This window comes from Billgrantia sulfidoxydans (assembly GCF_017868775.1).
In the GTDB taxonomy this organism is placed as follows: Bacteria; Pseudomonadota; Gammaproteobacteria; order Pseudomonadales; family Halomonadaceae; genus Halomonas; species Halomonas sulfidoxydans.
This window is the reverse complement of record NZ_CP053381.1, coordinates 1,176,966-1,201,265: the sequence shown is the minus strand read 5'-3', so window position 1 is coordinate 1,201,265 and position 24,300 is coordinate 1,176,966. Positions and strand designations below refer to the sequence as shown.

Annotated in this window: 20 protein-coding genes; 10 read left to right on the top strand and 10 right to left on the bottom strand. The window is 66.8% G+C overall.

Going from position 1 to position 24,300, the window contains the following annotated elements; translation table 11 throughout:
* Positions 1 to 68 precede the first annotated feature (68 nt).
* The 3 genes from HNO51_RS05705 to HNO51_RS05695 form a co-directional block, all read right to left on the bottom strand.
* Complete coding sequence (locus tag HNO51_RS05705) at positions 69 to 1,025, bottom strand: C4-dicarboxylate TRAP transporter substrate-binding protein (RefSeq protein ID WP_209538714.1); 957 nt, start codon at positions 1,023 to 1,025, stop codon at positions 69 to 71.
* A gap of 63 nt (positions 1,026 to 1,088) precedes the next feature.
* The gene (locus tag HNO51_RS05700; protein WP_209538713.1) at positions 1,089 to 1,820 is read right to left on the bottom strand and encodes a GntR family transcriptional regulator; all 732 of its coding nucleotides are present in this window, start codon (positions 1,818 to 1,820) and stop codon (positions 1,089 to 1,091) included.
* 161 nt (positions 1,821 to 1,981) lie between these two features.
* Positions 1,982 to 3,685 carry a DEAD/DEAH box helicase gene (locus HNO51_RS05695; protein ID WP_197450081.1) on the bottom strand — a complete coding sequence of 568 codons (1,704 nt, stop codon included), beginning with the start codon at positions 3,683 to 3,685 and terminating at the stop codon, positions 1,982 to 1,984.
* 443 nt (positions 3,686 to 4,128) lie between these two features.
* Between HNO51_RS05695 and HNO51_RS05690 the strand changes: the two genes are divergently transcribed.
* On the top strand, positions 4,129 to 4,587 hold the full coding sequence (locus HNO51_RS05690; RefSeq protein WP_197450080.1) for a YaiI/YqxD family protein: 459 nt from the start codon (positions 4,129 to 4,131) through the stop codon (positions 4,585 to 4,587).
* Positions 4,588 to 4,755: 168 nt separating this feature from the next.
* Here the strand turns inward: HNO51_RS05690 and HNO51_RS05685 are convergent, their stop codons facing one another.
* Positions 4,756 to 5,760 carry a glutathione S-transferase family protein gene (locus tag HNO51_RS05685; RefSeq protein ID WP_209538712.1) on the bottom strand — a complete coding sequence of 335 codons (1,005 nt, stop codon included), beginning with the start codon at positions 5,758 to 5,760 and terminating at the stop codon, positions 4,756 to 4,758.
* A gap of 378 nt (positions 5,761 to 6,138) precedes the next feature.
* Entirely contained in the window at positions 6,139 to 7,038 is a 900-nt protein-coding gene (locus HNO51_RS05680; RefSeq protein WP_197450078.1) for a LysR family transcriptional regulator, read from the bottom strand.
* A 111-nt stretch (positions 7,039 to 7,149) separates the two neighbouring features.
* Here HNO51_RS05680 and HNO51_RS05675 point away from each other — a divergent pair, with 111 nt between their 5' ends.
* From HNO51_RS05675 to HNO51_RS05660, 4 genes are all read left to right on the top strand, one after another.
* On the top strand, positions 7,150 to 7,998 hold the full coding sequence (locus HNO51_RS05675; protein ID WP_197450077.1) for a pirin family protein: 849 nt from the start codon (positions 7,150 to 7,152) through the stop codon (positions 7,996 to 7,998).
* A 226-nt stretch (positions 7,999 to 8,224) separates the two neighbouring features.
* A complete protein-coding gene (locus HNO51_RS05670) occupies positions 8,225 to 9,949 on the top strand; it encodes a peptidoglycan DD-metalloendopeptidase family protein (protein WP_209538711.1) in 1,725 nt (574 codons plus the stop codon).
* A gap of 93 nt (positions 9,950 to 10,042) precedes the next feature.
* Positions 10,043 to 11,902 carry an ABC transporter ATP-binding protein gene (locus HNO51_RS05665; RefSeq protein WP_209538710.1) on the top strand — a complete coding sequence of 620 codons (1,860 nt, stop codon included), beginning with the start codon at positions 10,043 to 10,045 and terminating at the stop codon, positions 11,900 to 11,902.
* A gap of 322 nt (positions 11,903 to 12,224) precedes the next feature.
* Entirely contained in the window at positions 12,225 to 12,488 is a 264-nt protein-coding gene (locus HNO51_RS05660; RefSeq protein ID WP_209538709.1) for a hypothetical protein, read from the top strand.
* Positions 12,489 to 12,539: 51 nt separating this feature from the next.
* On the opposite strand, the gene HNO51_RS05655 is transcribed toward HNO51_RS05660, so the two are convergent.
* Entirely contained in the window at positions 12,540 to 14,168 is a 1,629-nt protein-coding gene (locus HNO51_RS05655; protein ID WP_242597215.1) for a L,D-transpeptidase family protein, read from the bottom strand.
* A 169-nt stretch (positions 14,169 to 14,337) separates the two neighbouring features.
* On the opposite strand from HNO51_RS05655, the gene HNO51_RS05650 reads away from it, so the two are divergent.
* Both HNO51_RS05650 and HNO51_RS05645 read left to right on the top strand, forming a co-directional pair.
* Positions 14,338 to 15,060 carry a murein L,D-transpeptidase catalytic domain family protein gene (locus tag HNO51_RS05650; RefSeq protein ID WP_197450072.1) on the top strand — a complete coding sequence of 241 codons (723 nt, stop codon included), beginning with the start codon at positions 14,338 to 14,340 and terminating at the stop codon, positions 15,058 to 15,060.
* A 296-nt stretch (positions 15,061 to 15,356) separates the two neighbouring features.
* Positions 15,357 to 16,709, top strand: coding sequence for an MFS transporter (locus tag HNO51_RS05645; RefSeq protein WP_197450071.1), 1,353 nt, complete (start codon positions 15,357 to 15,359; stop codon positions 16,707 to 16,709).
* Positions 16,710 to 16,831: 122 nt separating this feature from the next.
* Here HNO51_RS05645 and HNO51_RS05640 read toward each other — a convergent pair whose 3' ends face one another.
* From HNO51_RS05640 to HNO51_RS05625, 4 genes are read right to left on the bottom strand one after another with little or no spacing between them, the layout of a single operon-like run.
* Positions 16,832 to 17,197 carry an AtuA-related protein gene (locus HNO51_RS05640; protein WP_197450070.1) on the bottom strand — a complete coding sequence of 122 codons (366 nt, stop codon included), beginning with the start codon at positions 17,195 to 17,197 and terminating at the stop codon, positions 16,832 to 16,834.
* On the bottom strand, positions 17,184 to 18,587 hold the full coding sequence (locus HNO51_RS05635) for an acyclic terpene utilization AtuA family protein (protein ID WP_209538708.1): 1,404 nt from the start codon (positions 18,585 to 18,587) through the stop codon (positions 17,184 to 17,186). The genes HNO51_RS05640 and HNO51_RS05635 overlap by 14 nt, the downstream gene beginning before the upstream one ends.
* Positions 18,584 to 20,512, bottom strand: coding sequence for a TRAP transporter permease (locus HNO51_RS05630; RefSeq protein WP_234283556.1), 1,929 nt, complete (start codon positions 20,510 to 20,512; stop codon positions 18,584 to 18,586). The genes HNO51_RS05635 and HNO51_RS05630 overlap by 4 nt, the downstream gene beginning before the upstream one ends.
* Before the next feature lie 21 nt (positions 20,513 to 20,533).
* Positions 20,534 to 21,520, bottom strand: coding sequence for a TAXI family TRAP transporter solute-binding subunit (locus tag HNO51_RS05625; RefSeq protein WP_234283557.1), 987 nt, complete (start codon positions 21,518 to 21,520; stop codon positions 20,534 to 20,536).
* Between the two features lie 135 nt (positions 21,521 to 21,655).
* Here HNO51_RS05625 and HNO51_RS05620 point away from each other — a divergent pair, with 135 nt between their 5' ends.
* The 3 genes from HNO51_RS05620 to HNO51_RS05610 all read left to right on the top strand — a co-directional run bounded on the left by HNO51_RS05620 (position 21,656) and on the right by HNO51_RS05610 (position 24,289).
* Complete coding sequence (locus tag HNO51_RS05620; RefSeq protein WP_209538707.1) at positions 21,656 to 22,555, top strand: LysR family transcriptional regulator; 900 nt, start codon at positions 21,656 to 21,658, stop codon at positions 22,553 to 22,555.
* A 56-nt stretch (positions 22,556 to 22,611) separates the two neighbouring features.
* A complete protein-coding gene (locus HNO51_RS05615) occupies positions 22,612 to 23,709 on the top strand; it encodes a histone deacetylase family protein (protein WP_242597214.1) in 1,098 nt (365 codons plus the stop codon).
* Between the two features lie 157 nt (positions 23,710 to 23,866).
* Complete coding sequence (locus HNO51_RS05610; RefSeq protein WP_197450067.1) at positions 23,867 to 24,289, top strand: GFA family protein; 423 nt, start codon at positions 23,867 to 23,869, stop codon at positions 24,287 to 24,289.
* The last annotated feature ends 11 nt before the right edge of the window (positions 24,290 to 24,300 follow it).

Sequence of the window (24,300 nt, the reverse complement as noted above, 5' to 3'; positions counted from 1 at the left end):
AGGGAAAATCCTCGAACCCGGATGTAGCCAGGCCCCCGCCGCGTACGCGACGGGGGCGGGCCGGCTCACTATTCCGCGGTCAGCTGGTCGCGGTACTGGTCGTAGCCGAGCTCTTCGTAGACGCCGGAGACGCGCTCGCGGAACCGTTCGACGTCCACTTCGGTGAAGGTCACGCCTTCCGCTTCCATGCGCTCGCGCACGGCGTCCTGGGCGTCGACGGTCGCCTGGCTGGCCGCCTCCCCCGCGCTGCGCAGCTCCTCGTCGAGGATGGTGCGCAGCTCTTCCGGCAGTGACTGGTACCACTGCTCGGACGTGGCGAGACCGGTCATCAGGTGGATATGGCCGGTCAGGGCGATGTGCGTGATCACCTCGTGCAGGTTCTGGCCTTCGGCGGCGGTGAGCTGCGCCTCGGCGCCGTCGATCGAGCCGAGCTGCAGCGCGGAGTAGACCTCCGACCAGGGCAGCGGCGTGGGGGTGGCCCCCATCGCCTCGATGGTCTTGACCCACACCGGCGAGTTGATGGTGCGCACGCGAACGCCGCTGAGATCTTCGGGCGTCTCGACGAGCTTCTGGGTCAGCATGTGGCGCGAGCCCTGGAACCAATTGTAGTTGAGCAGACGCAGGCCGCTGTTCTCGGCCAGGCTCTCGACCCACTCCCGATAGAGCTCCGATGAAGTGATGCGTTCGTAGTCCGTGTGGGACTCCACCAGGTAGGGCGCGCTGAGGATGCCCAGCTCCGGCTGGTACTCCGAGAGGCGCCCGGCATCGATCAGGACGGCGATGTTGGCCCCGCTGCGGATCTGCTCGACCACGTCCTCGTCGGAGCCGAGCTGGCTGTTGGGAAAGACCTGCACGGTAAGCTCGCCATCGGAACGTTCCGCAATCGTCTGGCTGGCCTCCTCCATGGCCTGCACGATGGGGTCCTGGGCGCTGAGCGCCGAGGAGAGATTCAACTGGTAGGCCGCGTGGGCCAGGTTGGCGCCGGCGGCCAGTGCCACGGCGGATACGAGTGCGATTGTCTTCATGTGAGCCTCCTGACGTGTGTTGTGATTGTTGCGTCTCGTGCTTGGCGTCTTGCTGCGTGATGGCTACCTGCTGCCAACGGCGACCGCACTGGGCGCACCGTCGAACATCTCGGGGAAGCGGCGCATGAGCTCCGGCAGGGAGTGCAGGATTTCGCGCTGATGCACGCTCATGGCCTGCCCCGCCGCCTCGGGGTCGCGTCGACCGATGGCCTCGACGATCATCGAGTGCTGGTCGGTCAGCTTGGCGATCGGCGTCGAATCGGGAATGCTCAGGTAGCGCACCCGGTCGAGCTGTGCCTTGACCTCCTCCGTCACGCGCCAGGCGGCGGTATGCCCCACCCCCAGCGACAGCGCCCGATGGAAGGCCTCGTCGAGCTGGAAGAAACGGTCGTAATCGCTGGAAACGCTGCAGCGCCGCTGGCGTTCGATCAGCTCGCGCAGCTCATCGAGGGTGCGCTCGGCCACGCCCAGCGTGGCGGCCTCACGCGCCACTGCCACTTCGATCGCCTCACGCACGAAGCGGGCCTCGAGCACGGCCTGCTGCGAGATCCTCACCACGTAGGTGCCGCGCTGCGGGCGCACCTCGACCAGCCCCGCCTCCGACAGACGGATGAAGGCCTCGCGCACCGGCTGCCGGCTCACCGAGAAGGCGTCGGCCAGCTCCTTCTCGGACAGCGCCTGCCCGGGGGCCAGCACCATGCGGATGATCGCCTGGCGCAGCACGCGGTAGAGCCGCTCGCGAACCGAGCCGTCGTCCTGCGCTTCCTGCCACATGGCCTGCAGGGGAGTTGTCATGGGCACCGTTCTCCGTTTTCTCATTGTTCACTGAGCGTCGCCGCCCTGAACAGACTAGTATGGTAGTATGGCAATTGGCAAGCCGACATGAAAAAGCCCAGGCCGGTTTCCCGGTCTGGGCCTTGTTCTTCCGCGTTCGCCGCTAGCGGCGAACGCTGCGCTCAGGCGCTGGTGCGGCGGCGCACCGGTGCATCACCGTCTTCGCGACGACGACGCGGGGCGCGCTCGGGGGCACCGCCATCCTCGCTGATCTCCAGCGGGCGGCCGGCGACGCGGGCGCGGGCCATCTTGGCCAGGATGCTCGGCGGCAGCGAGCTGGGCAGCTCCACCACCGAGAAGGCGTTGCGGATATCGATACGGCCGATCCGCGAACCCTCGATGCCGCCCTCGTTGGCCAGAGCGCCGACCAGCTGACCCGGCTTGACGCCGTCCTTGTGACCGACGGCAACGCGGTAGCGGGTCATGCCCTCGCTCGGGCCACGCTCGCGACGCGGCGGCTTGCCATCGCGCGGGGCGCGCTCGGTGCGCTCCTTGCGCGGCGCCTGCAGGCGGCCAATGGGCGCCTCGTCGGCACGCGCCAGGGCGGCGAAGGCACAGGCCAGCTCGACCGGGTCATGGCCTTCCGCCACCAGCCGCTCGACCAAAGCACGCTGCTCGTCGGCCCCAGCGGTCAGCATGCCGATGACGCGCTGATGGAACACCTCGTCGCGATGAGCGCGGATGGCGGCCTCGTCGGGCAGCGCCATCTCGGTCATGCGCTGACCGGTGGCCTGCTCCAGCCAGCCGATCTTGCGGCCTTCGCGGAAGCCGGCGAAGGTGATCGCCACACCTTCGCGACCGGCACGGCCGGTACGACCGATACGGTGGGTATAGGCCTCACTGTCCTGGGGCAGGTCGTAGTTGATCACGTGGGTGATGCGCGGCACGTCGAGGCCACGGGCGGCCACGTCGGTGGCGATCAGCACGTCGATCTTGCCGCGCTTGAGGCGCTGGATGGTGCGCTCGCGCAGGCTCTGGTCCAGGTCGCCGGAGAGGCTGGCCACGTTCACGCCGCGGGCGGAGAGTTGCTCCATCAGCGTGGTACAGGCAGCCCGGGTACGCACGAAGACGATCGCGGCGTCCACCGGCTCGACCTCGAGGATGCGCGCCAGCGCCTCCAGCTTGGCGCCGCCGTCGACCCGCACCAGGCGCTGTTCGATGCTCTCGGCGGTGGTGGTGCGCGATTCGATCGCCACCTTGACCGGATCGACCAGATAGCGGTTGACGATACGCTCGATCTCGGCCGGCAGGGTGGCGGAGAAGAACACCCGCTGGGCGTCCTGCGGGGTGTCGGCGACCACGCGCTTGACGTCGTCGATGAAGCCCATGCGCAGCATCTCGTCGGCTTCGTCCAGCACCAGCGCAGAGAGGCCATCGAGCTTGAGGCTGCCGCGGTCGAGGTGGTCGATCACCCGGCCCGGCGTGCCCACCACCACCTGGGCGCCACGCTTGAGCGCACCCAGCTGTTCACGATATTCCTGGCCACCGCACAGGGTGGCCACTTCCAGCCCCTGCAGGTTCTGGCCGTACTTGGTAAAGGAAACGGCCACCTGCTGGGCCAGCTCACGGGTCGGCGCCAGCACCAGCACCTGGGGCTCGCGCCGGGTCATCTCGAGACGCGACAGCAGCGGCAGGGCAAAGGCCGCGGTCTTGCCGGTGCCGGTCTGGGCCTGGCCCAGCATGTCACGCCCTTCCAGCAACGCCGGAATGGTCTGCGCCTGAATCGGTGAAGGAATTTCGTAACCCAGTGTTTCTACAGCGGCAAGAACGGCAGGCAGCAGCGCAAGATCGCCGAAGCTCGGCGAGGCGACAGAAGTCGAGGTCATCAATCACACCTTGGTAGGCCGGCACTCGCCGGCAATCACATTGAGGCATCCCCGACGCAGCCATGTGGCATGGTCGGTGGCCCTGTCATGCGGCCGTTTCGGCCTGGACAGAGCGGATCACGTTTTACGTGGGACGCCGGTCGCACCTGGCATCCGGCTCGTCTCCCTGGACACGAACCGCTGTGGCGACCTTTTTGCGCCGATGTCGCCCGGTTGGCGGCATCCTGTAGCGCTCCATCTTCACATCTCGGACGTTGCAGCAGATCGCTGCCGGTCTCGGTGATTGCCTCTCACACTTCGTCGTGTGGAGCGAATCGTCATGATGGCGGGGTCAACACATGCGAGGAGCGCGCATGCTACCATCGACACTGGTTCCATGACCAGTACTTTCAACGCTACGATCACCCAAACCTTGCTTTTTCTTCTTCGAGGAGCCTTGCCGAATGCCCACGCTCTGGGTCGATGCCGACGCCTGCCCCAAGGTCGCGCGCGACATCATCGTCCGCGCCGCCGAGCGCACCACCACCCCGGCCTGGTTCGTGGCCAACCACTCGATCCCCCTGCCGCCCTCGAAATGGGTCAAGTCGCTGTCGGTGAGCCATGGCTTCGATGCCGCCGACAACGAGATCGTGGCCCGCCTCGAGCAAGGCGATCTGCTGATCAGCTCCGACCTGCCGCTGGCCCTGGAGGCCATCGACAAGGGCGCGGCGGTGATGACCACCCGCGGCGAGATCCTCGACAAGAACAACATACGTGCGCGGGTGCAGATGAGGGATTTCATGGAGACGTTGCGCTCCAGCGGTGAGCACACCGGCGGACCCAAGGGCTACAGCGACGCCGACCGGCGCGAGTTCGCCAACGCGCTGGACCGGTGGCTGGCGAAGCACGCCAGGAAGCCGTGAAGTCGCGGGCTTCGGGCTTCGGGCTTCGGGCTTCGGGCTTCGGGCTTCGGGCTTCGGGCTTCGGGCTTCGGGCTTCGGGCTTCGGGCTTCGGGCTTCGGGCTTCGGGCTTCGGGCTTCGGCAGCAAGCTTAACCTATGGCTCGCAGCTCGTTGCCCGTCGCTAGTAGCTTACCCCTTCTGGCGAATTCCCTGCCCCGGCAGCCGCTCACGATCGTGGGGACGCTCGAAATCGAGCAATGGTCCCTTGGGCACGATGCGGGTCGGGTTGATGGTGTCGTGGCTGTAATAGTAGTGGCGCTTGATGTGATCGAGGCTGACCGTCTCGGCCACCCCCGGCCACTGATAGAGCTCGCGCAGGTAGTGGGAGAGGTTGGGGTAGTCTTCGATGCGCCGGAAGTTGCACTTGAAGTGGCCATAGTAGACGGCGTCGAAGCGCACCAGGGTGGTGAACAGGCGGATGTCGGCCTCGGTGAGCCACTCCCCGGCCAGATAGCGGTGCTCGGCCAGACGCGCCTCGATGCGGTCGAGCGCCTCGAACAAGGCCGTCACGTGCTTCTCGTAGACGCTCTGCTCGGTGGCAAAGCCCGACTTGTAGACCCCGTTGTTGATGTGTTCGTAGACGTCCTCGTTGATCGCGTCGATGGTCTCGCGCAGATCCGCGGGGTAGAAGTCGAGCCGGTTGTCGGCGAGCTCGTCGAAGGCATCGTTGAAGATGCGCACCAACTCGGCGGACTCGTTGTTGACGATGCGCCCTTCCCGCTTGTCCCACAGTACCGGCACCGTCACCCGGCCGGTGTAGTGCGGGTCGGTCAGTGTGTAGAGTTCGCGATGGTACTCGACGCCGTTGACCGGATCGCCGCTCGCGCCCTCGCCTTCGTGGTAGGTCCAGCCCTGGTCGAGCATCAGCGGGCTGACGTAGGAGACGCCGATCAGCTCGTCCAATCCCTTGAGCTTGCGCATGATCAGGGTGCGATGCGCCCAAGGGCAGGCCAGCGACACGTAGAGATGAAAGCGCCCCGCCTCCGCCGGTACAGCCCGCTGGCCTTGAGGCCCCGGCTCGCCGTCGCGGGTGACCCAGTCGCGCAGCTTGGCCGACTCGCGCACGAACTCGCCGCCGTGCTTCCTGGTGTCGTACCACTGGTCGTGCCATTTGCCGTCGATCAACAGGCCCATCATGTCCTCCGGGTTTGGAAATGTCTGACTAAGGAAGCTCTGAACAAATCGACGAGCGAGATGAAGCGGCTAGGTTCGTTCCCGACGAACCAACGCACTTCCCACATCCATGTGGGTCGCAAGGCGCACGGAGCACAGAACCGAGCGAAGCGACAAACAGCCGTAGGCTGGCCCCGGAGGGGCGAGAAGCCGAAGGCTGCGAGTCAACCGGAGCCTATGGGGTATATCTGAGGATCCGCCGGTCCGACGCTTCGGCACCGCGCAACGCAGCGATTCGCTCGCGCAGGCATTTGTGCAGTGTTTCCGTAGCAGGTTAAACCGATTTGCTTGATGCTCAAGCGCAGTTTTTCCGCCCTTCACATCGAAAAAAACGAAAGGTCATGCCTCGCTCGGGCACTCGCTCGCCACCGCTTCCTTCAGCGCCCGGGCCATGTCATGGGTCGCGGGCCCCGCCCGGTCGCGATCGCGGAAGATCATCTGCATCGGCACCTCACGGATCCCGCCGGCCGAGAGCGGCAACGGACGCAGCACACCGCTTTCCAGGTCGCCACGGATGCGCGTCTCGGGCAGCCAGGCGAACCCCAGGCAACGCCGTACCATGTCGATGGAGGTCTCGAGATGGCTGACCGTCCAGCGCTGCTCCGCCTTGAGCCAGCCGGCATCCATCGACTGGCGCAGCGCCGAGTCGCGCACCACCAGCTGACGATGGCGCTGCAGGTCGCGCAGGTCTAGCTCGCGCTCCAGCGCGTGGAGCTCATGGTCGCGATGGGCCACGGCAACGAAGCGGATCGTCACCAGCGGCTCGCCGAGAAACCCCTGCGCCGCCAGGCCCGAAACGGCCAGGTCGGCGCGGCCATCGTAGAGCATCTCGATGCCGCCGTTGAGCACGGTCTCGTGGAGCTGCACGCGCACGTAGGGGTAAGCGGCGGAGAAGCGGCTCAACGCCACGGCCAAGGCGCCGGTGGGAAAGATCTGGTCGACCGACAGCACCACTTCGGCCTCGAGCCCCTCCGCGAGACGGCCGGCGACGTCCTCCAGCGCCTCGGCGCCCTCGATCAGCTGGCGTGCCCGGCGCAGCAGCATCTCGCCGGCCTCGGTCAGGCGCACCTGGCGCCCTACCGGTTCCAGCACCTTCACGCCGAGCTGCTGCTCCAACTTGTGCACGGCGTGATTGAGCGTAGAGGGGCTCTTGTGCACCGCCTCGGCGGCACGCGCGAAGCCGCCATGGTCGACCACCGCCGCAAGCATCTGCCACTGGGCCAGGGTGACACGGGACATATTCGACTTCCTCGAATGAAAGCTGCGAAACGTTGCGCTTAATCTTCGAAAAAAGCGGCCTAGAATGCCAGGCATATCTACCATTCCGAACTTCATCGAAGGACGCAGATCATGGTCGCCAGCCCCAGCTTTCGCCGCATCGAACGCCTGATCCAGAGCCATCCCAGCCAGGATGGCGACGGCGTGCACATCCAGCGGATCCATCGCTTCGACGGAGAGCTCGACCCCTTCCTGATGCTCGACGAGCTCGGCTCCGACCGGCCCGACGACTACATCGGCGGCTTCCCGCCCCATCCGCACCGCGGCATTCAGACGCTGACCTACATCATCCATGGCGGCATCACCCATGAGGATCACCTGGGCCACAGCAGCGCCATCCAGGCCGGCGGCGCCCAGTGGATGCATACCGGCCGTGGCATCGTGCATTCCGAGATGCCGCTGACCGATAGCCAGGGCCTGCATGGCTTTCAGCTGTGGCTCAACCTGCCGGCGCGGGAGAAGATGAGCGAGCCACGCTACCGCGACGTGCGCAGCGGTGAAATGCCGCGCCTGAAAGCAGACAAGGCGGAGTTGATCGCCCTGGGTGGACACTGGACGTCCATGGCGGGCGACAGCATCGCTGGCCCGCTGGAGAGCCTGGCGGGCGACGGCGCCGTGGCCCATGCCCAGTTGAAGGGCGGCGGCGAGCTGACCCTCGCCGCTCACAGCGAGACGCTGGCCGTCTACGTCTTCGAGGGGACGCTGCAGATCGGTGAGGAGACCGTGGCAGCCGGCCAGCTGGCCCGGCTGGGCGCCGGCGATACCCTGGCCCTCGCCAGCCGCGAGGGTGCGCAATGCCTGCTGCTCGCGGGCACTCCCCATCGCGAGCCGATCGCGCACTACGGTCCCTTCGTGATGAACCACATGCACGAGATCGACCAGGCGCTACGCGACTACCGCAACGGTAGCTTCACCGACTGATCGACTCGAGTTCATTTACCGAATAGGGGTTGTTTCCTGCCTTTTATTCACGTTCAATGACTTTGTTGAACAGTGTTCGACTCTATGCCAGCGGCCTGGAGCCTCAGTCGAGGGACTCCGGGCGTGTTTTGCTGTATGCACGTACAGTCTAGGCAGGCCATATATCATGGGTTAAGGTTCCCGTGGCTTTTTATATTCTTGTCATCTTTTTTTATGGCCAAAACACATGTTGCGAATCCTTCATTCGCTGCCCCGCACGCATAAGTTACTGCTGTTACCCGTCGCCACCATGGTGACCGTGCTGGGCGCGCAAAAGATCGTCACCCTCGTCGAGAACACCCAGCGCGAGGGGCTGGTGCCCGAGACCGTTCTCTTCCCCCTGTCGCCCGAGGCCCAGCCCGGCCTCCCCGCTCTCAACAGCGAGCGCTACTCCGTCGCCGATGCCATCGAGATCGCCACCCAGGCCATCGACGCCTCCCGTGACTACATTCCGCTCTCCCAACTGCAGCCCAGCGAGATCGTCGACCTGTCCGGGGTCGCCGTAGCCCGGGCGCAGCCACAGGCCGCTCCGGCCGCTGCCGAGCTCGATGCCGCTACCGCTGGTCTTCCCGGCGATACCGGCGGCATCGAACTGGCAACGGAGCTGGATTCCGGCGCGCTGCACATGGCCATGGTGATCGGCACCCTGGCCAGCGGCATGCTCGACGACATGCATACCGACGACGAGGCGCTGGCCGCCGACGCGACCTCCTACGAGGACTATCCGGACGAGGAGCTGGCGCTGTTCGAGGAAGGCCCGATCCACTTCGACCACGAGGTCGCCGCCACCGAACCCCACGTGCCGGAATGGCGTACCTATACCGTACAGCAGGGCGACACCTTCGCCGTGCTGGCCCAGAACGAACTCGGCCTTGGCTACAGCGAGGCCATGCGCCTGCTCGAAGACATGCCGGACCAGCGCCTGCTGACCCACTGGCGGGTCGGCAACACCTTCGAATACCAGCTCGACGAGCAGGAGCGTCTGCTGGCCCTGCGCATCATGAAGAATGCCCGCGAAGGTTTCATGCTCGAGCGCGACGAGGACGGTTTCGACGTCGCCACCATCGAGCGTGCCGGCGAGGCCACTCAGCGACTGTTTGCCGGCAGCGTCAGCGGCAGCTTCGCCCGTTCCGCCCAGGCCACCGGCCTCTCCAGCACCGAAGTGGCCCAGATATCGCGTCTGTTGGAGAAGAAGCTCGACTTCCGCCGCGACACCCGTCGCGGCGATGAATTCCAGGTGCTGATCGAGTCCGACATCATCGACGGCAGCAGCTTCGACTCCCGCGTGCTGGCCATCGAGTACCAGGGCGCGCGCATGAACCTGACGCTGGTGCGCAACAGCGACGACAACAACTTCTATACGCCGGACGGCCAGAGCCTCGACCCCGCCTTCAGCCGCTACCCGTTCGAGGGTAGCTATCGCATGAGCTCCAGCTTCAATCCGCGCCGCACGCATCCGGTGACCGGTCGCGTCAGTCCGCACCGCGGCACCGACTGGGCGATGCCCATCGGCACGCCGGTCACCGCCCCGGCCGACGGTCGCGTCGAGAAGGTCGGCAACCATCCCATGGCGGGTCGCTACATCGTGGTGCGCCATGACAACGGCTACCGCACCCGCTACCTGCACCTCTCGCGGGCGCTGGTCAATCGCGGTGACCGCGTCTCGATGGGGGAGCGCATCGCGCTGTCGGGCAACACCGGCCGCAGCACCGGCCCTCATCTGCACTACGAAGTCATCGTCGACAACAATGCGGTCGACGCCATGAAGGTCGAGCTGCCGGAGAGCCAGAGTCTCGACGGCGAGCGCCTGGTGGCCTTCCAGCGTGAGGCGGAGCCCTTGCTTGCCGCGCTGCGTTCCGGACAGACCGGCCCGGTGGTGGCCCAGGCCGATACCGAAGAAGACGACGACTGATCGCGTCTCGATCAGCCGCCAGCATGACATGCGACGCCCTGCCCTCGAGCAGGGCGTCGTTTCTTGAATCGGAGCTCTCTCCTCACACAGCCCATGCGCCGCACTTCACCCGCCCCACCGCCTCCCAACGGCAACCGCCTGGCCGCCTTCTTCGGCGTGTTCCGTTACAGCCGACGCGCCTTGACGCTGGTGTGGCAGACCTCGCGCGCCCTCACCCTGGGGCTCGCGGCCTGCACCCTGATCGCCGGCGTGCTGCCGGCGGTGGCCGCCTGGATCGGCCAGTTGATCGTCGATGCCGTGGTCGCCGCCATGGCCCACCATCAACAGACAGGCGCCTCCCTGACCCTTGAATCCACCTGGCCGGTGCTGCGCTACGTGCTGGCGGAAGCCGGGGTGATCGCCGCCATCGCTCTGGCCCAGCGGGGGCTCGCGGCACAGCAGTCGCTGCTGCGCGCGCTGCTCGGCCAGAAGGTCAACGTCATGATCCTGGAGAAGGCCGGCACGCTATCGCTCGCCCAGTTCGAGGACTCCGAGTTCTACGACAAACTGACCCGCGCCCGCCGCGAAGCCTCGACCCGGCCACTGGGGCTGGTCAACAAAACCTTCGCGCTGCTGCAGAACGGCATCTCGCTGGCCAGCTTCGGCGTGCTGCTGGTGCAGTTCTCGCTCTGGGCGATCGGCATCCTGGTGCTCGGCGCCCTGCCGGTGTTCGTCTCCGAGGCCAAGTTCTCCGGCGATGCCTTCCGCCTGTTCCGCTGGCGCTCGCCCCAGACCCGCATGCAGATGTATCTGGAAACCGTGCTGGCCCGGGAGGACAGCATCAAGGAGGTCAAGCTGTTCGGCCTGGAGCCGCTGCTGCTCGAGCGCTACCGCCGGATCTTCGATACCCTCTACGGCGAAGACCGGCGCCTGACCCTTCGCCGCGAGAGCTGGGGTTTCCTGCTCGGTCTGCTGGGCACGCTGGCGTTCTACGGCGCCTACGCCTGGGTGGTGGTGGAAACCGTATCGGGCACCCTGACCCTGGGCGAGATGACCATGTACCTGATGGTGTTCAAGCAGGGCCAGGCGGCGCTGTCGGCCAGCCTCACCTCGATCAGCGGCATGTACGAGGACAACCTCTACCTGTCGAACCTCTACGAGTACCTGGAGCAACCGGTGGCACCGCAGGGCGGCAGCTTGACCCAGGGCGCGAAGCCGGGCGACGGCATCCGCTTCGAGCGGGTCGGCTTCACCTACCCCGGCGCCGACGCACCGGCGCTGCGCGACGTCTCGCTGCACCTGGCACCGGGCCATAGCCTGGCGCTGGTGGGCGCCAACGGCTCCGGCAAGACCACCCTGATCAAGCTGCTCACGCGCCTCTATGAGCCCAGCGAGGGCCGTATCCTGCTCGACGGCAGCGACCTGCGCGAGTGGGACGTCCATACCCTGCGCCGGCGCATCGGCGTGATCTTCCAGGACTTCGTGCGCTACCAGCTCAAGGTGGGCGAGAACCTCGGTGCCGGCGACGTCGAGGCGTTCGCCGACGAGGCGCGCTGGCAGGAGGCCGCCGAGCGCGGCCTCGCCGACACGTTCATCCGCACCATGCCCGGCGGCTACCACACCCAGCTCGGCCGCTGGTTCAAGGGCGGCCAGGAGCTCTCCAGCGGCCAGTGGCAGAAGATCGCCCTGGCCCGGGCCTACATGCGCGAGAGCGCCGACATCCTGGTGCTCGACGAACCCACCGCGGCCATGGACGCCGCCGCCGAAGCGGCCGTTTATGCCGACTTCCGCGAGCACCGCCGCGACAAGATGACCCTCCTCATCTCGCACCGCTTCTCCACCGTGCGCGCCGCCGACCAGATTCTCGTGATCGACGGCGGCGAGGTCATCGAGCGCGGCGACCACGCAAGCCTGATGGCACAGAACGGCCGCTACGCCCGGCTGTTCCGCCTCCAGGCAGAAGGCTATCGATAGCCTGCTTTTCGGATCATCGGTTGACGCTTGTTGAGCGAATGTCTATAAGAAAAGAGTCGTATCGTCGATGCGGCACAATCCCAACCAATCCCTCAATCGAGACGCGTTCCTCATGCGGCTACTTCCAGGCAAAAAGGCAAATTGGCAACATCGCGTATGCATTAACGCGATGCGTACCTGTTTGCTGCTGCCGTGGGCCGGCCGTCGAAACGACGACACTTGAAGGACGCTGGCCGCGGCACTTGTCGCGGCCAAGCCTGGATAGCACTTTTCCCACCCGTCGCGCACAAGTTCCCGGCCTCCACTCAAGGAGACCGAGATCATGGCAGTACTACGCACCACCCGTCGCCTGCTTCGCGCCGTACGCAGCTACTACGCCAACCGCCGCCGCGATGCCCTGCTGCGCGATTGCGACCCACGCATGCTCAAGGACGTCGGCCTGCGCTGGGAGCGCGGCAAGCTGGTACCGATCAACCCGGAACGTTTCGCTCCCAGGAGTGGAGCCGTTGCGGCTTCCAGCGCCGCCCCCGGTGCCGGCGAAAGTCCCGGCGAGGTCTGTCCGCGCTGCGGAGCCAGCCTGGCTTAGCCATGGCCCCGGCCGCAGGACGTGGCCGGGGCCTTTTCCCCGCCCGCCGGCTCACAGCGCCAGCGGGCGATCCAGTTCACGCAGCAGGGCGTCGTCGCGCTCGTAGATGTCGGGGCGGAACGAGAGTTCGCCGTCGTCGCCGGGGTTGACCGTCCAGTAGTGGATGATGACCGGCATGCGGTTGGCGAGCGAGACGTTACGCGTTTCACCGCTGTCGATGCGCGCTTCGATGTCGTGTTCGCTGTGGGTGTCGTCCATCAATAGCTGGGCCAGCTCGCGAATGTTCTCGACGCGAATGCAGCCAGAGCTGAAGGCACGCTGCTCGCGCGAAAAGAGGTCCTGGGACGGCGTGTCGTGAAGGTAGACCATATGGTCGTTGGGAAACCGAATGACCAGCTGGCCCAGGGCATTCTGCGGCCCCGGCGCCTGGCGCAGCACGATGTTACCGGGATTGTCCCAGTCGATTTCCCAGGGGTCGAGGGGTGTGCCCGAGGGGCTCAGCACCTGGATCCGCTCGCGCCACAGATAGCCAAGATCCTGCCGCACCCGGGGCAACACGTCCTCGCGTTTGATGGTGGGCGGTATCGTCCAGGTGGGGTTGACGGTCACGTGGGTGATTTCCGAACGTAGAGAAGGCGTACGCCGATAGGGCCGGCCCACCACGATACGCGAGCGCCATATCTGGCCGTTGGGGCGGAAATAGCTGAGCCGATAGCCGGCGATGTCGACCAGCACGAAGGACTCCGGCAAGCCGTGCAACAGCCAGCGGGCACGCTCCATGTTGAGGCGGATCTGGTCGATGCGACGCTCCACCGGAACGTTGAGTGCCGCCAGGGTCTGGCGCCCGACGACCCCATCCGGTTCCAGCAGGTGCCGGCGCTGGAAGCGCTTGACCGCGGCCTCGAGCCCGCCATCGTAGCGCCGTGGATCGAATGCCTCGAGCCCGGCGCCCGGGAACGCGTCGCTATCGACAGCGACCAATTCCAGCTCCCCTATCCTCGTCAAGCGCTCGCGCAACAGCGCGACATCGTCGTCGACATCACCCGGGCGCAGCGATTGCTCACGTGGGGGCAAGCGAGGCCAGCCGCCGAGCCGCTCGATGTTGCGATAGCGCGCCAGCCCCGAACGCAACCGCTGGTAGGGAACGAAATCCGGACGTACTTCATTGATCAACGCTTCGAATCTCAGCTGGTCGATCGCGCCGGACACCGCCGCAAGGGAGAAGTCAGGCTTCGACACCGGCACTTCCCACCCGGTGCCGAGCGACCCGGGATCGACCTTGCCACGCTGCAGATGCCCCAGCGCCGTGAGCAGCGTGCGGGTAGCGAACAGATCGTATTGCACCTGCGCTTCGATATCGGCGCCCTGTTCATAGACCTCACGATGCCGAGCTCTCAGCTCATCCGGACGATAATCCTGCGGGTGTAACCCATCGCTTTCGAGGGTATGCAGCGCCGAGGTGAATGCCGCCACGGTATCGGCATCCTGCCAGGCGGGGCGATGGTCACGCAGGGCATAGAAGTCCCGCAACCGCTGATCCTGCGAGGCCACCTGACGCACCAGCTCGGCGACAACGCCGCTTGCATCGTCGCCCTGCCACGCCGCTTCCGGCTCTGCCCAGGCCAGTGGCCCGAGGCCAAGCAACAACGCCCATAAACCCATCCATGTAATAACCCGCATCTATGGCTCCTGCTCCGTTGATGGCTGGTCTGGCCTTCCTGGCCACTCCCCCCATAATAGTGCCTGGTACTTGGCTGCAAGCCAGCCGGGTCCATACCTTATTTACCTTATTCACCTTTTTGCGTTTCCGCATGCTCGGCATGAGGAATCCACGTCATAGGCATGTACGATGCGTCTTCACCCGACCCTGCGACTCCCGCTACCGATCCTGACCGCTGCCCTGCTGGCCACCCTGCCCACGGCCCAGGCCGGCGACTTCCTTGCTCAAGCCGGGCTCTCCTCCCCCGGTTCCTCGCTGCGCCAGACGCTGACCCGCCTGGCGCCGGGCGCCGACCCCCGGGTGCTGGAGCTGGCCGCCAGCGCCCTGGCCTGCGCCGAGCCCGATGCCGAGCGGCTGGCGGTGATCGACTTCTCGCGTCCCTCGAGCGAACCGCGCCTGTGGGTGTTCGACCTGGCCGAGGAGGCACTGCTGTTCGAGGAACTGGTCTCCCACGGTCGCGGCTCGGGTGATGCCGAAGCCACGCTGTTCTCCAACACCCCCGAGAGCCACCAGTCGAGCCTGGGGCTGTTTCGCACCATGAACAGCTACTACGGCAGCAACGGCTACTCGCTGCGCCTGGAGGGATTGGAAGCCGGCGTCAACGACCTGGCCTACCAGCGTGCCATCGTCATTCATGGCGCCGACTACGTCAGCGAGGCGTTCATCCAGAAGACCGGCCGGCTGGGCCGCAGCCACGGCTGCCCCGCGGTGCGCCAGGAAGTGGCCTATCCGCTGATCGACAGCATCAAGGAGGATCACTACCTGTTCGCCTATTACCCCGACCCCGAGTGGCTGGAAAACTCCGCCTTCCTCGGCTGCGACCGCGTGCCCACGCAGCTGGCCATGTACTGAATCAGCGTGAACGGAGAGAGCCCCCTATTGGCACCAGCAGGGGGCATCGTGTGCGGCACTGCACCACTCTTATCACGGCGACACGCGCTCCCGGCCACTCTCTTCTGCTCCTATCAAATCACAACCCAGTGTTTTAAAAGAACAAGCCAATGATGTGGCAAACAGGTTGCTTGACATAAGTCAATGCCGGGTAGGCGTGGACCAGGCTTCCTGAAGGAAGCACGAGTGCGTCAGACCTGACCTTCAACGGAGAAGGGCGAACACATGTATCGGCAATCCGTACGAGGTCAAAGCCCATGGAAATTCGCAACAAGGCGAACCGCATTCGCCTCCTGACCCTGCGCACGCCCCAGATGCGCGCCTTCCACTTCTCCTGGTTCGCCTTCCACCTCTGCTTCTTCGGCTGGTTCGGCATCGCTCCGCTGATGGCCGTCGTGCGTGACGACCTGGGGCTGACCAAGACCCAGATCGGCAACACCATCATCGCCTCGGTGGCGATCACCATCCTGGTGCGCCTGGTCATGGGCCTGCTCTGCGACCGCATCGGGCCGCGCAAGGCCTATACCTGGCTGCTGTGCCTGGGGTCACTGCCGGTGATGGGGATCGGCCTGGCCTCGAGCTTCGAGACCTTCTTCCTGGCGCGCCTGGCGATCGGCGCCATCGGCGCCTCCTTCGTGATCACCCAGTACCACACCTCGGTGATGTTCGCACCCAACGTGGTCGGTACCGCCAATGCCACCTCGGCCGGCTGGGGTAACCTCGGCGGCGGTACCACCCAGATCCTGATGCCGCTGATCTTCTCCGGCATCCTGATGCTCGGCGTCAACGAGGCGCTGGGCTGGCGCCTGGCGATGATCGTCCCCGGCGTGGTGCTGTTCTTCGCCGGCATCGGCTACTACCTGTTCACCCAGGACGCCCCCGACGGCAACTTCAGCGACCTGCGCGCTCGCGGCGAGCTCCCCGAGGCCAATGGCGAACACGGCATGGGCGCGAGCTTCAAGGCCGCGGCCAAGGATATCCGCGTGTGGGCGCTGTTCGTGGTCTACGCAGCCTGCTTCGGCGTCGAGCTGACGATCAACAACATCGCCGCCATCTACTTCTTCGACAACTTCGACCTGACCCTGGCCACCGCAGGCATGATCGCCGGCCTGTTCGGGCTGATGAACATCTTCGCGCGCACCCTGGGCGGCGTCTTCTCCGACCTCTTCGCCCGCAACGGCGGGCTCAAGGGGCGCGTGCGCTGGCTGTTCATCGCCATGCTCTGCGAGGGCGTTGCGCTGATGTTCTTCTCGCAGATGCACGTGCTGACGCTGGCCATCGGTATCATGCTGGTGTTCAGCCTGTTCGTGCAGATGGCCGAGGGCGCCACCTTCGGCGTGGTGCCCTTCATCAACAAGAAGGCGCTGGGGGCGGTGGCCGGCATCGTCGGCGCCGGTGGCAACGCCGGTGCCGTGGCGGCCGGCTTCCTGTTCCGCTCGGAGTCGCTCTCCTACCAGCAGGGCCTGTTCTACCTCGGCATTGCCGTGGTGATCGCCTCGCTGTGCGCCCTGGTGGTGCGCTTCTCGCCCGAGGTCGAGGCCGAGGAGGCCAAGGCCTACACCGACGCCGTGGGCGAAGACACTGGCGCCGGGGCGTTGTCGCTGCGCTGAGCGCAGCTCGCCTGGGCTACCCGGCCCAGCCTTGAGGGCCATCGCCAGACAACGGCGCCTGCCCGGGCTCCCATGACGATGTCATGCGAACCCGGGCAGGCGCCGTTCTTTTCAGTAGCGCGTCAGGTCTTCCCGACCACCACATCCATGCTCAACAGCAGGAACGACAGCGTCTTGCCGTGACCGTCCAGGTTGAGGGCGCCGTTGACGCCACCCTGCAGCACGTCGTCGATCACCAGGTTCATGCCGGCCAGGCCCGGCATCAGGTAGCGGCGCACGCGGCTCGCTCCGCGATGGGCGAACAGCGCCAGCACCCGCTCCTCGGTGACCTGCGCCACCAGCGTCTCGTAGCGGCATGGATCATAGGCGAATAACGCCAGGTTGAGCCGGTCGCCCTTGTCGCCGGCACGGGCGTGGGCCAGACGGTGCAGCGGTACGGCGTGTCCCTCGGCTAGGCTTGCGGTCACGTTCGCTTCAGCGTGCGCCATGGGCGGCCCTCCTCTGGTTGACCGGGCTTGCCTCGAACAGCGTGGCGAAGGCCTCCACGTCGCTACGCTTGACCAGGTAGGACGCCGTGCACACGCGCCGCTGGAACTGGCGGCGCACCCCGCCACCGCCGGCCGGACCGGCACAGTAGAGCGCCAGCAGCTCCTGGGTGGCACGCTCCACCCAGCGCCGCTCGGCGTGCTCGGCGGCCAGCCGCAGGCGGTAGTCGCCGCTGTCTGATGCCGGCAGCCTGCGCTGCAGGTCGCCGGCATCGCTGTCGAACACGCTGGCGTGGCCGACGATGTCCAGTCGCGAACGCAGCTCCGGCGGAGCCCGAAACGTCAGCCGCTCGCGCAGCACCTCGGCAGCGAGCCGTGCCCGGGCCAGGGCATTGGGTCCGGCGTAGGAGATCTCCGCCTCGCCCTGCCAGCCACCCTCGTAGCAGACGGTGGTCTTGAGCCGCTGCGGCGCCGGCTTTCCGCGAATGCCGCTCACCGCCACCCGGTTGGGTCCGAGCTCCTCCACCCGCACCGTGGAGAGGTCCACCACCACGTCGGGCGTCAGGTAGTTGGCCGGGTCGTGTACCTCGTAGAGCAGCTGCTCCTTGACCGTGCGCGCGGTGACCATGCCGCCGGTGCCAGCGGGCTTGGTCACCACCAGGCGGCCATCCTCCTCCACCTCGATGATGGGATAGCCCACCGTGGCCAGGCCGGGAACCTCCTTGAAGCCGGGGTCGGCGAAGTAGCCCCCGGTGACCTGGGCACCGCACTCGCCGAGATGGCCCGCCATCATGCCGGCGGCCAGGCGGTCCCAGTCGTCCCAGGCCCAGCCGAAATGATGCATCAGCGGCGCCAGGAACAGCGCCGGATCGGCCACCCGGCCGGAGACCACCACCTCGGCGCCGAGCCCGAGCGCCTCCACCAGGGGCGCCGCGCCGAGATAGACGTTGGCCGAGATCAGCGCCTCCTCGCCGGGCAGCTCGCGGCTCTCGGCCTCCCAGCGCTGAAGATCCAGCTCCGCCAGCCGCGCGCGGATGTCGTCGCCATGCACTCGCCCGATGCTCGCCTCGCCCCGCGCCGTGCCGGCGGCCAGTTCGGCCACCACGCGGCAGGCACCGTCGGGGTTGGCCGCACCAAAGTTGCCGAGAATGGCGATGCCGTGCGTCAGGCAGTCGTCGAGCACCGGCGCGAGCAGCTCCTCCAGCAGCGGTTCGTAGCCCGCCGCCGGGTCGTCGCGCAGGGCGCGGTGGGCCGCCGCCAGGGTGCGCTCGCCCAAGGTCTCGAAGACCAGCGCGGCAGGCTGGCCGCGGCGGATCAGCTCCGCCACCACCGGGATGGCGGCATCGGTGCGGTCGCCGGAGAAGCCGGCCCCGCTGCCCAGCAGGAAGGTCATGAGTGGGTCTCCTTGGCCGCCACGCCCGGGGTGCCGGGCCTCTGCCCGTCAGGTCTCCTGCCGCCGGGCGAGGCCGCGGCCAGGCGTTGCCGACGCCGGGCGAAGAGCCCCACCAGCAGCACCAGCGCCGCGCTCGTCGTCAGCCAGCCGGGAATCAACGCCAGGCCCACTACCAGCACGAGCCCAGCCACATCCAGCAGCCGATTGCCGGTCATGGCCACCCGCGACATCAGCGAGGCGAAGGCGAGCACGAACACCACGCCCTGGGAGCTGGCCAGCAGGATATCCAGGGCGTTGCCGAAGCCAGCCAGCGCGGGATAGATCAGTAGCAGAAAGGGAATCACGTAGATCGCCGCCGCCAGGCGTACCGCCTCGCCCGCCGCCGGCAGCCAGTTGGTGCCGGCAATGCCCGCAGCGACGAACACCGCCACGCACACCGGCGGCGTGATCACCGACAGGGTGGCGAAGTAGAACACGAACAGGTGGGCGATCAGCGGCTCGACGCCGATGGTGGTGAGCGCCGGGGCCAGCACCGAGGCCACCAGCACGTAGGCCGCCGTGGTGGGAATGCCCATGCCCAGGATCAGGCACACGCCGCCGACGATGAAGGCCACCAGGAACAGAGACTCCCCGCCCACGTTGACGATCAGGCTGGCCAGCGTCACGCCGATGCCGGTCATGCCGATCATCGCCACCAGCATCTGCGCCCCGGCCAGCAGCACGCCGATGATCACCATGCCCTTGCCGGCATCGATCAGGCCCGCGAACAGCTTGGCGGCGATCTCACGCAGCGACATGCGCGCCAGCAGGGCGAAGGGCACGAAGGTCAACACCGTCATCAGGATGCCGAAGAAGGCCGCGGTCTGGATCGAGCGCCCCGACAGCACGCCGTAGAAGAGCCCGCCCAGCGCCGCCAGGATCGGCACGATGCGCTGCGGACGCAGCACCTCCGGCCAGCTCGGCAGCTCCTCGTCGGGCACCACCTGCAGATTGCGCCGGCGCGCCACCAGGTGAATGGTCATGAACACGCCGAGGTAGAACAGGATGGCCGGCAGCAGCGCGGCAAGCGCGATGCGCAGGTAACTCTCGCCGAGGATCTCGGCCATGATGAAGGCCGCCGCCCCCAGGATCGGCGGGGCGATCTGGCCGCCGGTGGAAGCCACCGCCTCCACCCCCGAGGCGAAGGGCGCCGGATACTTGAGCCGCTTCATCATGGGGATGGTGAAGTTGCCGGTGGTCGCCACGTTGGCCACGGCGCTGCCGCTGACCATGCCGAACAACCCCGAAGCTACGGTGGCCACCTTGGCGGCGCCGCCCGGCGAGCGCCCGCTGATGCGCAGCGCCAGGTCCATGAAGGTCTGACCGCCGCCGGTGTGCAGCAGCAGGCAGCCGAACAGCACGAAGGCGGCGATGGTGGTGGCGGCCACGCCGACCAGCATGCCCCACACGCCGAGGTCGCCGAGATAGAGCGTCTCGGTGATGTAGTAGAGGTCGAAGCCGCGATGCCCCAGCGGCCCCGGGATCGCCGCCCCGAGCCAGGCATAGGCCAGCCCCGCCAGCACCAGCAGCGGGAAGATCGCACCGATGGCGCGCCGCGACAGCTCCAGCACCGCCACCAGCAGTACGCCGGTGAACAGCATGTCCCGCGGCGTGGCCCAGGGCAGCTCGACGAGGATCCGCTCGTGGTTCGCCACCACGTAGCCGCAAGCGAGCACCGTGCCCACCGCCAGCGTCAGGTCGAGGGCCAGCCCCAGCGGTCGCCAGCGCCGCCCCTCCCCCAGCGGATAGAGCGTCAACCCGAGCAGGATCACCAGCGCAAGAAAGATGCCTCGCTGGATCAGGCTCTCGAAGGGGCCGGTCGCCGAGGTGTAGAGGATCAGCCCGCCCAGCATGAGGGCCAGCAGCTTGGTCAGGTTCTCGCGCATGACGATCGTCTCCCCTCGCCGTTATTCGGCGGGCCGCAAGGCGTCGGGAATCGCCATCCCCTGCTCCTCGAAGTAGCGCGCCGCGCCGGCATGCAGCGGCACGGTGCCCACCTCGAGGGTCATCTTCGCCAGATCCTCGTCACGTACCGCCGAGAAGGCGTTGGCCTGGGGCTCGGGGTTCTCCATCACCGCCTTGACGATCTGGTAGGCAGTCTCCTCGTCGAGGTCCGGGTGGGCGTGCACGGCCACGCCGAAGGCCCAGGTGGTGTAGGCCGGAACGCCCTCCCCCGCGCCCTCGGGAATGTCGACCACGGCGAGGTCTGGCATCTCGCTGCGCAGGGTGTCGGCCTGCTCGCCCGTGAGCGAGAGCACGTTGATCGGCGTGAAGGTGGCAATGTCCATGGTCGAGCCGTCGAGCTTGTTGCCCACCCCGGACTTGACGTAGCCCATGATGCGACCGTCCTTGATGGAGTCGACCACGTCGGTAGTGGAGCCGCGCACGTAGTCCGGCGCGATGCCGAGCGTCTCGAGCACGGCCTCGGTGGTGCTCTCGGTGGCCGAGCCGGTGATGCCCGGGTTGAAGCGCACCCCCTCGAGTTCCTCGAGCGTGGTCACGCCGGCGTCTTCGCGAATCACCACGTTCTGGGGCGCCACGGTATAGACCCACAGCAGGCGGCTGTCGACCGGGCGGCCGTCGAAGTCCTCCTGGCCGGCGTAGGCATGGTAGCCGGTGTTGGTGGTCACCAGCCCCATGTCGATCTGGTTGCGGCTCAGGCGGCGCAGGTTGTCGACGGTGGCGCCGGTTTCCGCCACCGAGGCGCTCACGCCCTCGACCTGGCTGTTGATGATCTGGTTGACGGCGACGAAGTAGCCATAGTGGCTCGACGAACTGGAGGTCGAGCCGATCAGCAGGCGCTCTTCGGCCTGAGCGGTGGCGGCAGCGGCAACAAACGCGGCGCTGGCCGTCATGGCGGCCAGCAGGGTCTTCATCTTTGGCGTTGGCTTCATGAGTGGCTCCTTTGGGCCCGGCCTGGCGGGCTTGTTGTTGTCAGGTGGCGGATGGGGTCATCCCACTCGATCAGCATGGTGCGCCCCCTATGTTTTGTATATTGAATAGTTTTTAACTTGTGTTTTACTTTCCAAATGAATCCCAGCATCAAGCAGCTGCGCGCCTTCGTCGCCGTGGCCCAGTCGAGCAGCCTCGCCGAAGCCAGCGAGCGTATCCATCTCTCCCAGCCGGCGATCTCCATCGCCCTGCGCAAGCTCGAGGAGACGGTGGGCGGCGCGCTATTTTCGCGCGCCACACGCCAGCTCAGCCTGACCCCCGAGGGCGAGGCCTTCCTGCCGGTGGCGGTACGCCTGCTGCATGACTGGTCCGAGGCCTTCGAGGATCTCGGCGAGCGCTTCTCCAAGCAGCGCGGCAAGGTCACCGTGGCCGCCCTGCCCACCCTAGCGGCGGGGCTGCTGCCAGGCATCATCGCCACCTTTCACGCCCGCTACCCGCGCATCAACCTGAGCCTGCACGACGTGCTGGCCGAGCAGGTCAGCCAGCTGGTGCGCGAGGGGCGCGCCGACCTGGGGTTGTCGGTGGCCCCCCACGACACCGAGGAGCTCGCCTTCGAGCCGGTGCTGGTGGATCGCTACGTGGCGGTCTGCCCCAGCGGTCATCCGCTGCTCGAGCAAGCGAGCGTGCACTGGCGGCAGCTGGCCGGACACCCCTTCATCGGCATCAGTCGCCTCTCCAGCTCGCGCCAGGACATCGACCGCATCATGGCCGAGGTGGGCGCGCCGCTTTCGATCCTGTGCGACGCCAGCCAGATCGCCACCGTGGGCCGCATGGTCGCCGCCGGGCTCGGCATCAGCGTGCTGCCGCGACTGAGCTTTCGCCAGATCGCCACCGACGGCATCGACTACCGACCGCTGACGACACCCGACGTCGAGCGCCCGCTGGGCATCGTCATTCGCCATCGCCACCCGCTCTCGGCCGCCGCCGCGGCGCTGCGCGCAATGATTCAGGAGTCGCCCCTGGATCCAGCCGGCTAGCGTTTTACAAGCGGCTATGCTGTGGGAAAACGACACCTTTCCTGCAGGAGCTGCACGTGGCCGAGCCCAACAGCGTCATCGCCTTTTATGACGAGCGCGTCCTGTCTCACCAGCCGGATACCGACGCGCCTTTCCTGCCCAACCGCATGGAGCGGCGCATCCGCCAGCTCCTTGCGTCGCTCAATGTCCCCTGGAAATATCCGGAACACGCCGGACGACTGAGCGCCATCCTCAACCTCCTCGAACTCGAACCGGTCCCCGGCCTGCGCTTCGAGAGCGGCAAGCCGGCGACCAGGGAGCAGCTGGGACGCGTCCACACCAGTTCCTATCTCAGCCATATCTTCGATCTACGCGGCAAGAATGCCTGGCTCGACGTGGATACCACGGCGGTGTCCAGCGGCAGTATCGAGGCCGCCGAAGTGGCCGCCGGCACCGCCATCGCCGCGGTCGAAGCGGTACTCGACGGTCGCGCGGAGAGCGCCTTTGCCCTGGTCCGCCCGCCAGGTCACCACGCCGAGCCGGTCCGCGCCAGGGGCTTCTGCCTGTTCAACAACGTGGCGGTCGCCGCTGCGCATGCGCGGGAGGCCCTCGGCTGTCGTCGCGTGATGATCGTCGACTGGGACGCTCATCACGGCAACGGTACCCAGGACATCTTCTGGGCGGATCCCGATGTGCTGTTCTGCGACATCCACCGGGCCTCGCCCTTCTACCCGGGGACCGGGAAACTGGAGGAGATCGGTGCCGGCCTGGGAGAGGGCACCACCGTCAACGTGCCCATGCCGGCGGGCGCCGGCGACCAGGCCTATATCAAGGCCTTCAAGGAGATCCTCGTCCCCGCCGCCGATTGGTTCCAGCCGGAGCTGATCCTGGTGTCGGCCGGGTTCGACCCGCACCCCTTCGACCTCGCGCTGAACGTCTCCTACGAGGGTTTCGCCGCCATGACCGGCATCCTTCAGGACCTGGCGAGGCGTCACTGCCAAGGTCGCCTGGTCCTTGTCCTGGAGGGGGGTTATCACCTCGTCTCCCTGGCACGCGGCGTGAGGGTGGTGCTGAGCGTGCTGGCCGGTGGCGCCATCCCCGAGCCCGGCATTACCGGCATTGCCGAGGTCGAGGCTGCGGCCGCCTTTCACCGTCAAGCCTTCCAGTCCGACTAACCGATCAGGGAGACGCGGGCATGCGGGTCGACCCGGGTGCGCGCCCACGGCATGTGGGGACGGTCAGAGGAGTACGGTAAATGCCCGCGATCAGCGGCTACACTGGTGACTTGGGCGACGTCGCGCCCACGGCTTACACGACGAGAGGAGGAGCGACATGAAGGACGGGATGAATGCACGCGGCAGCTGCCTGTGCGGCGCGGTCAGGGTCGCCGTGGCCGTCAACAAGCAGAACGTCGGCGCCTGCCACTGCAGCATGTGCCGCACCTGGGGCGGCGGCCCGCTGCTGGCGCTGGAGTCGGTCAGCGACGTCGAGATCGAAGGCGAGGAGAACGTCACCGTCTATGCCTCGTCGGATTGGGCCGAACGCGGCTTCTGCCGACGCTGCGGCACCCATCTCTTCTACCGCCTCAAGACCGGCAACCACTATGCCGTTCCGGTGGGCCTGGTCGACGGCGGCGAAGCGTGGAATTTCGACAGCCAGATCTTCATCGACCAGAAACCCGAGTACTACCGCTTCGCCAACGAGACCCACGACATGACCGGCCAGGAAGTCTTCGACGCCTATCAGGGCAGTTGACCGCCGCTACA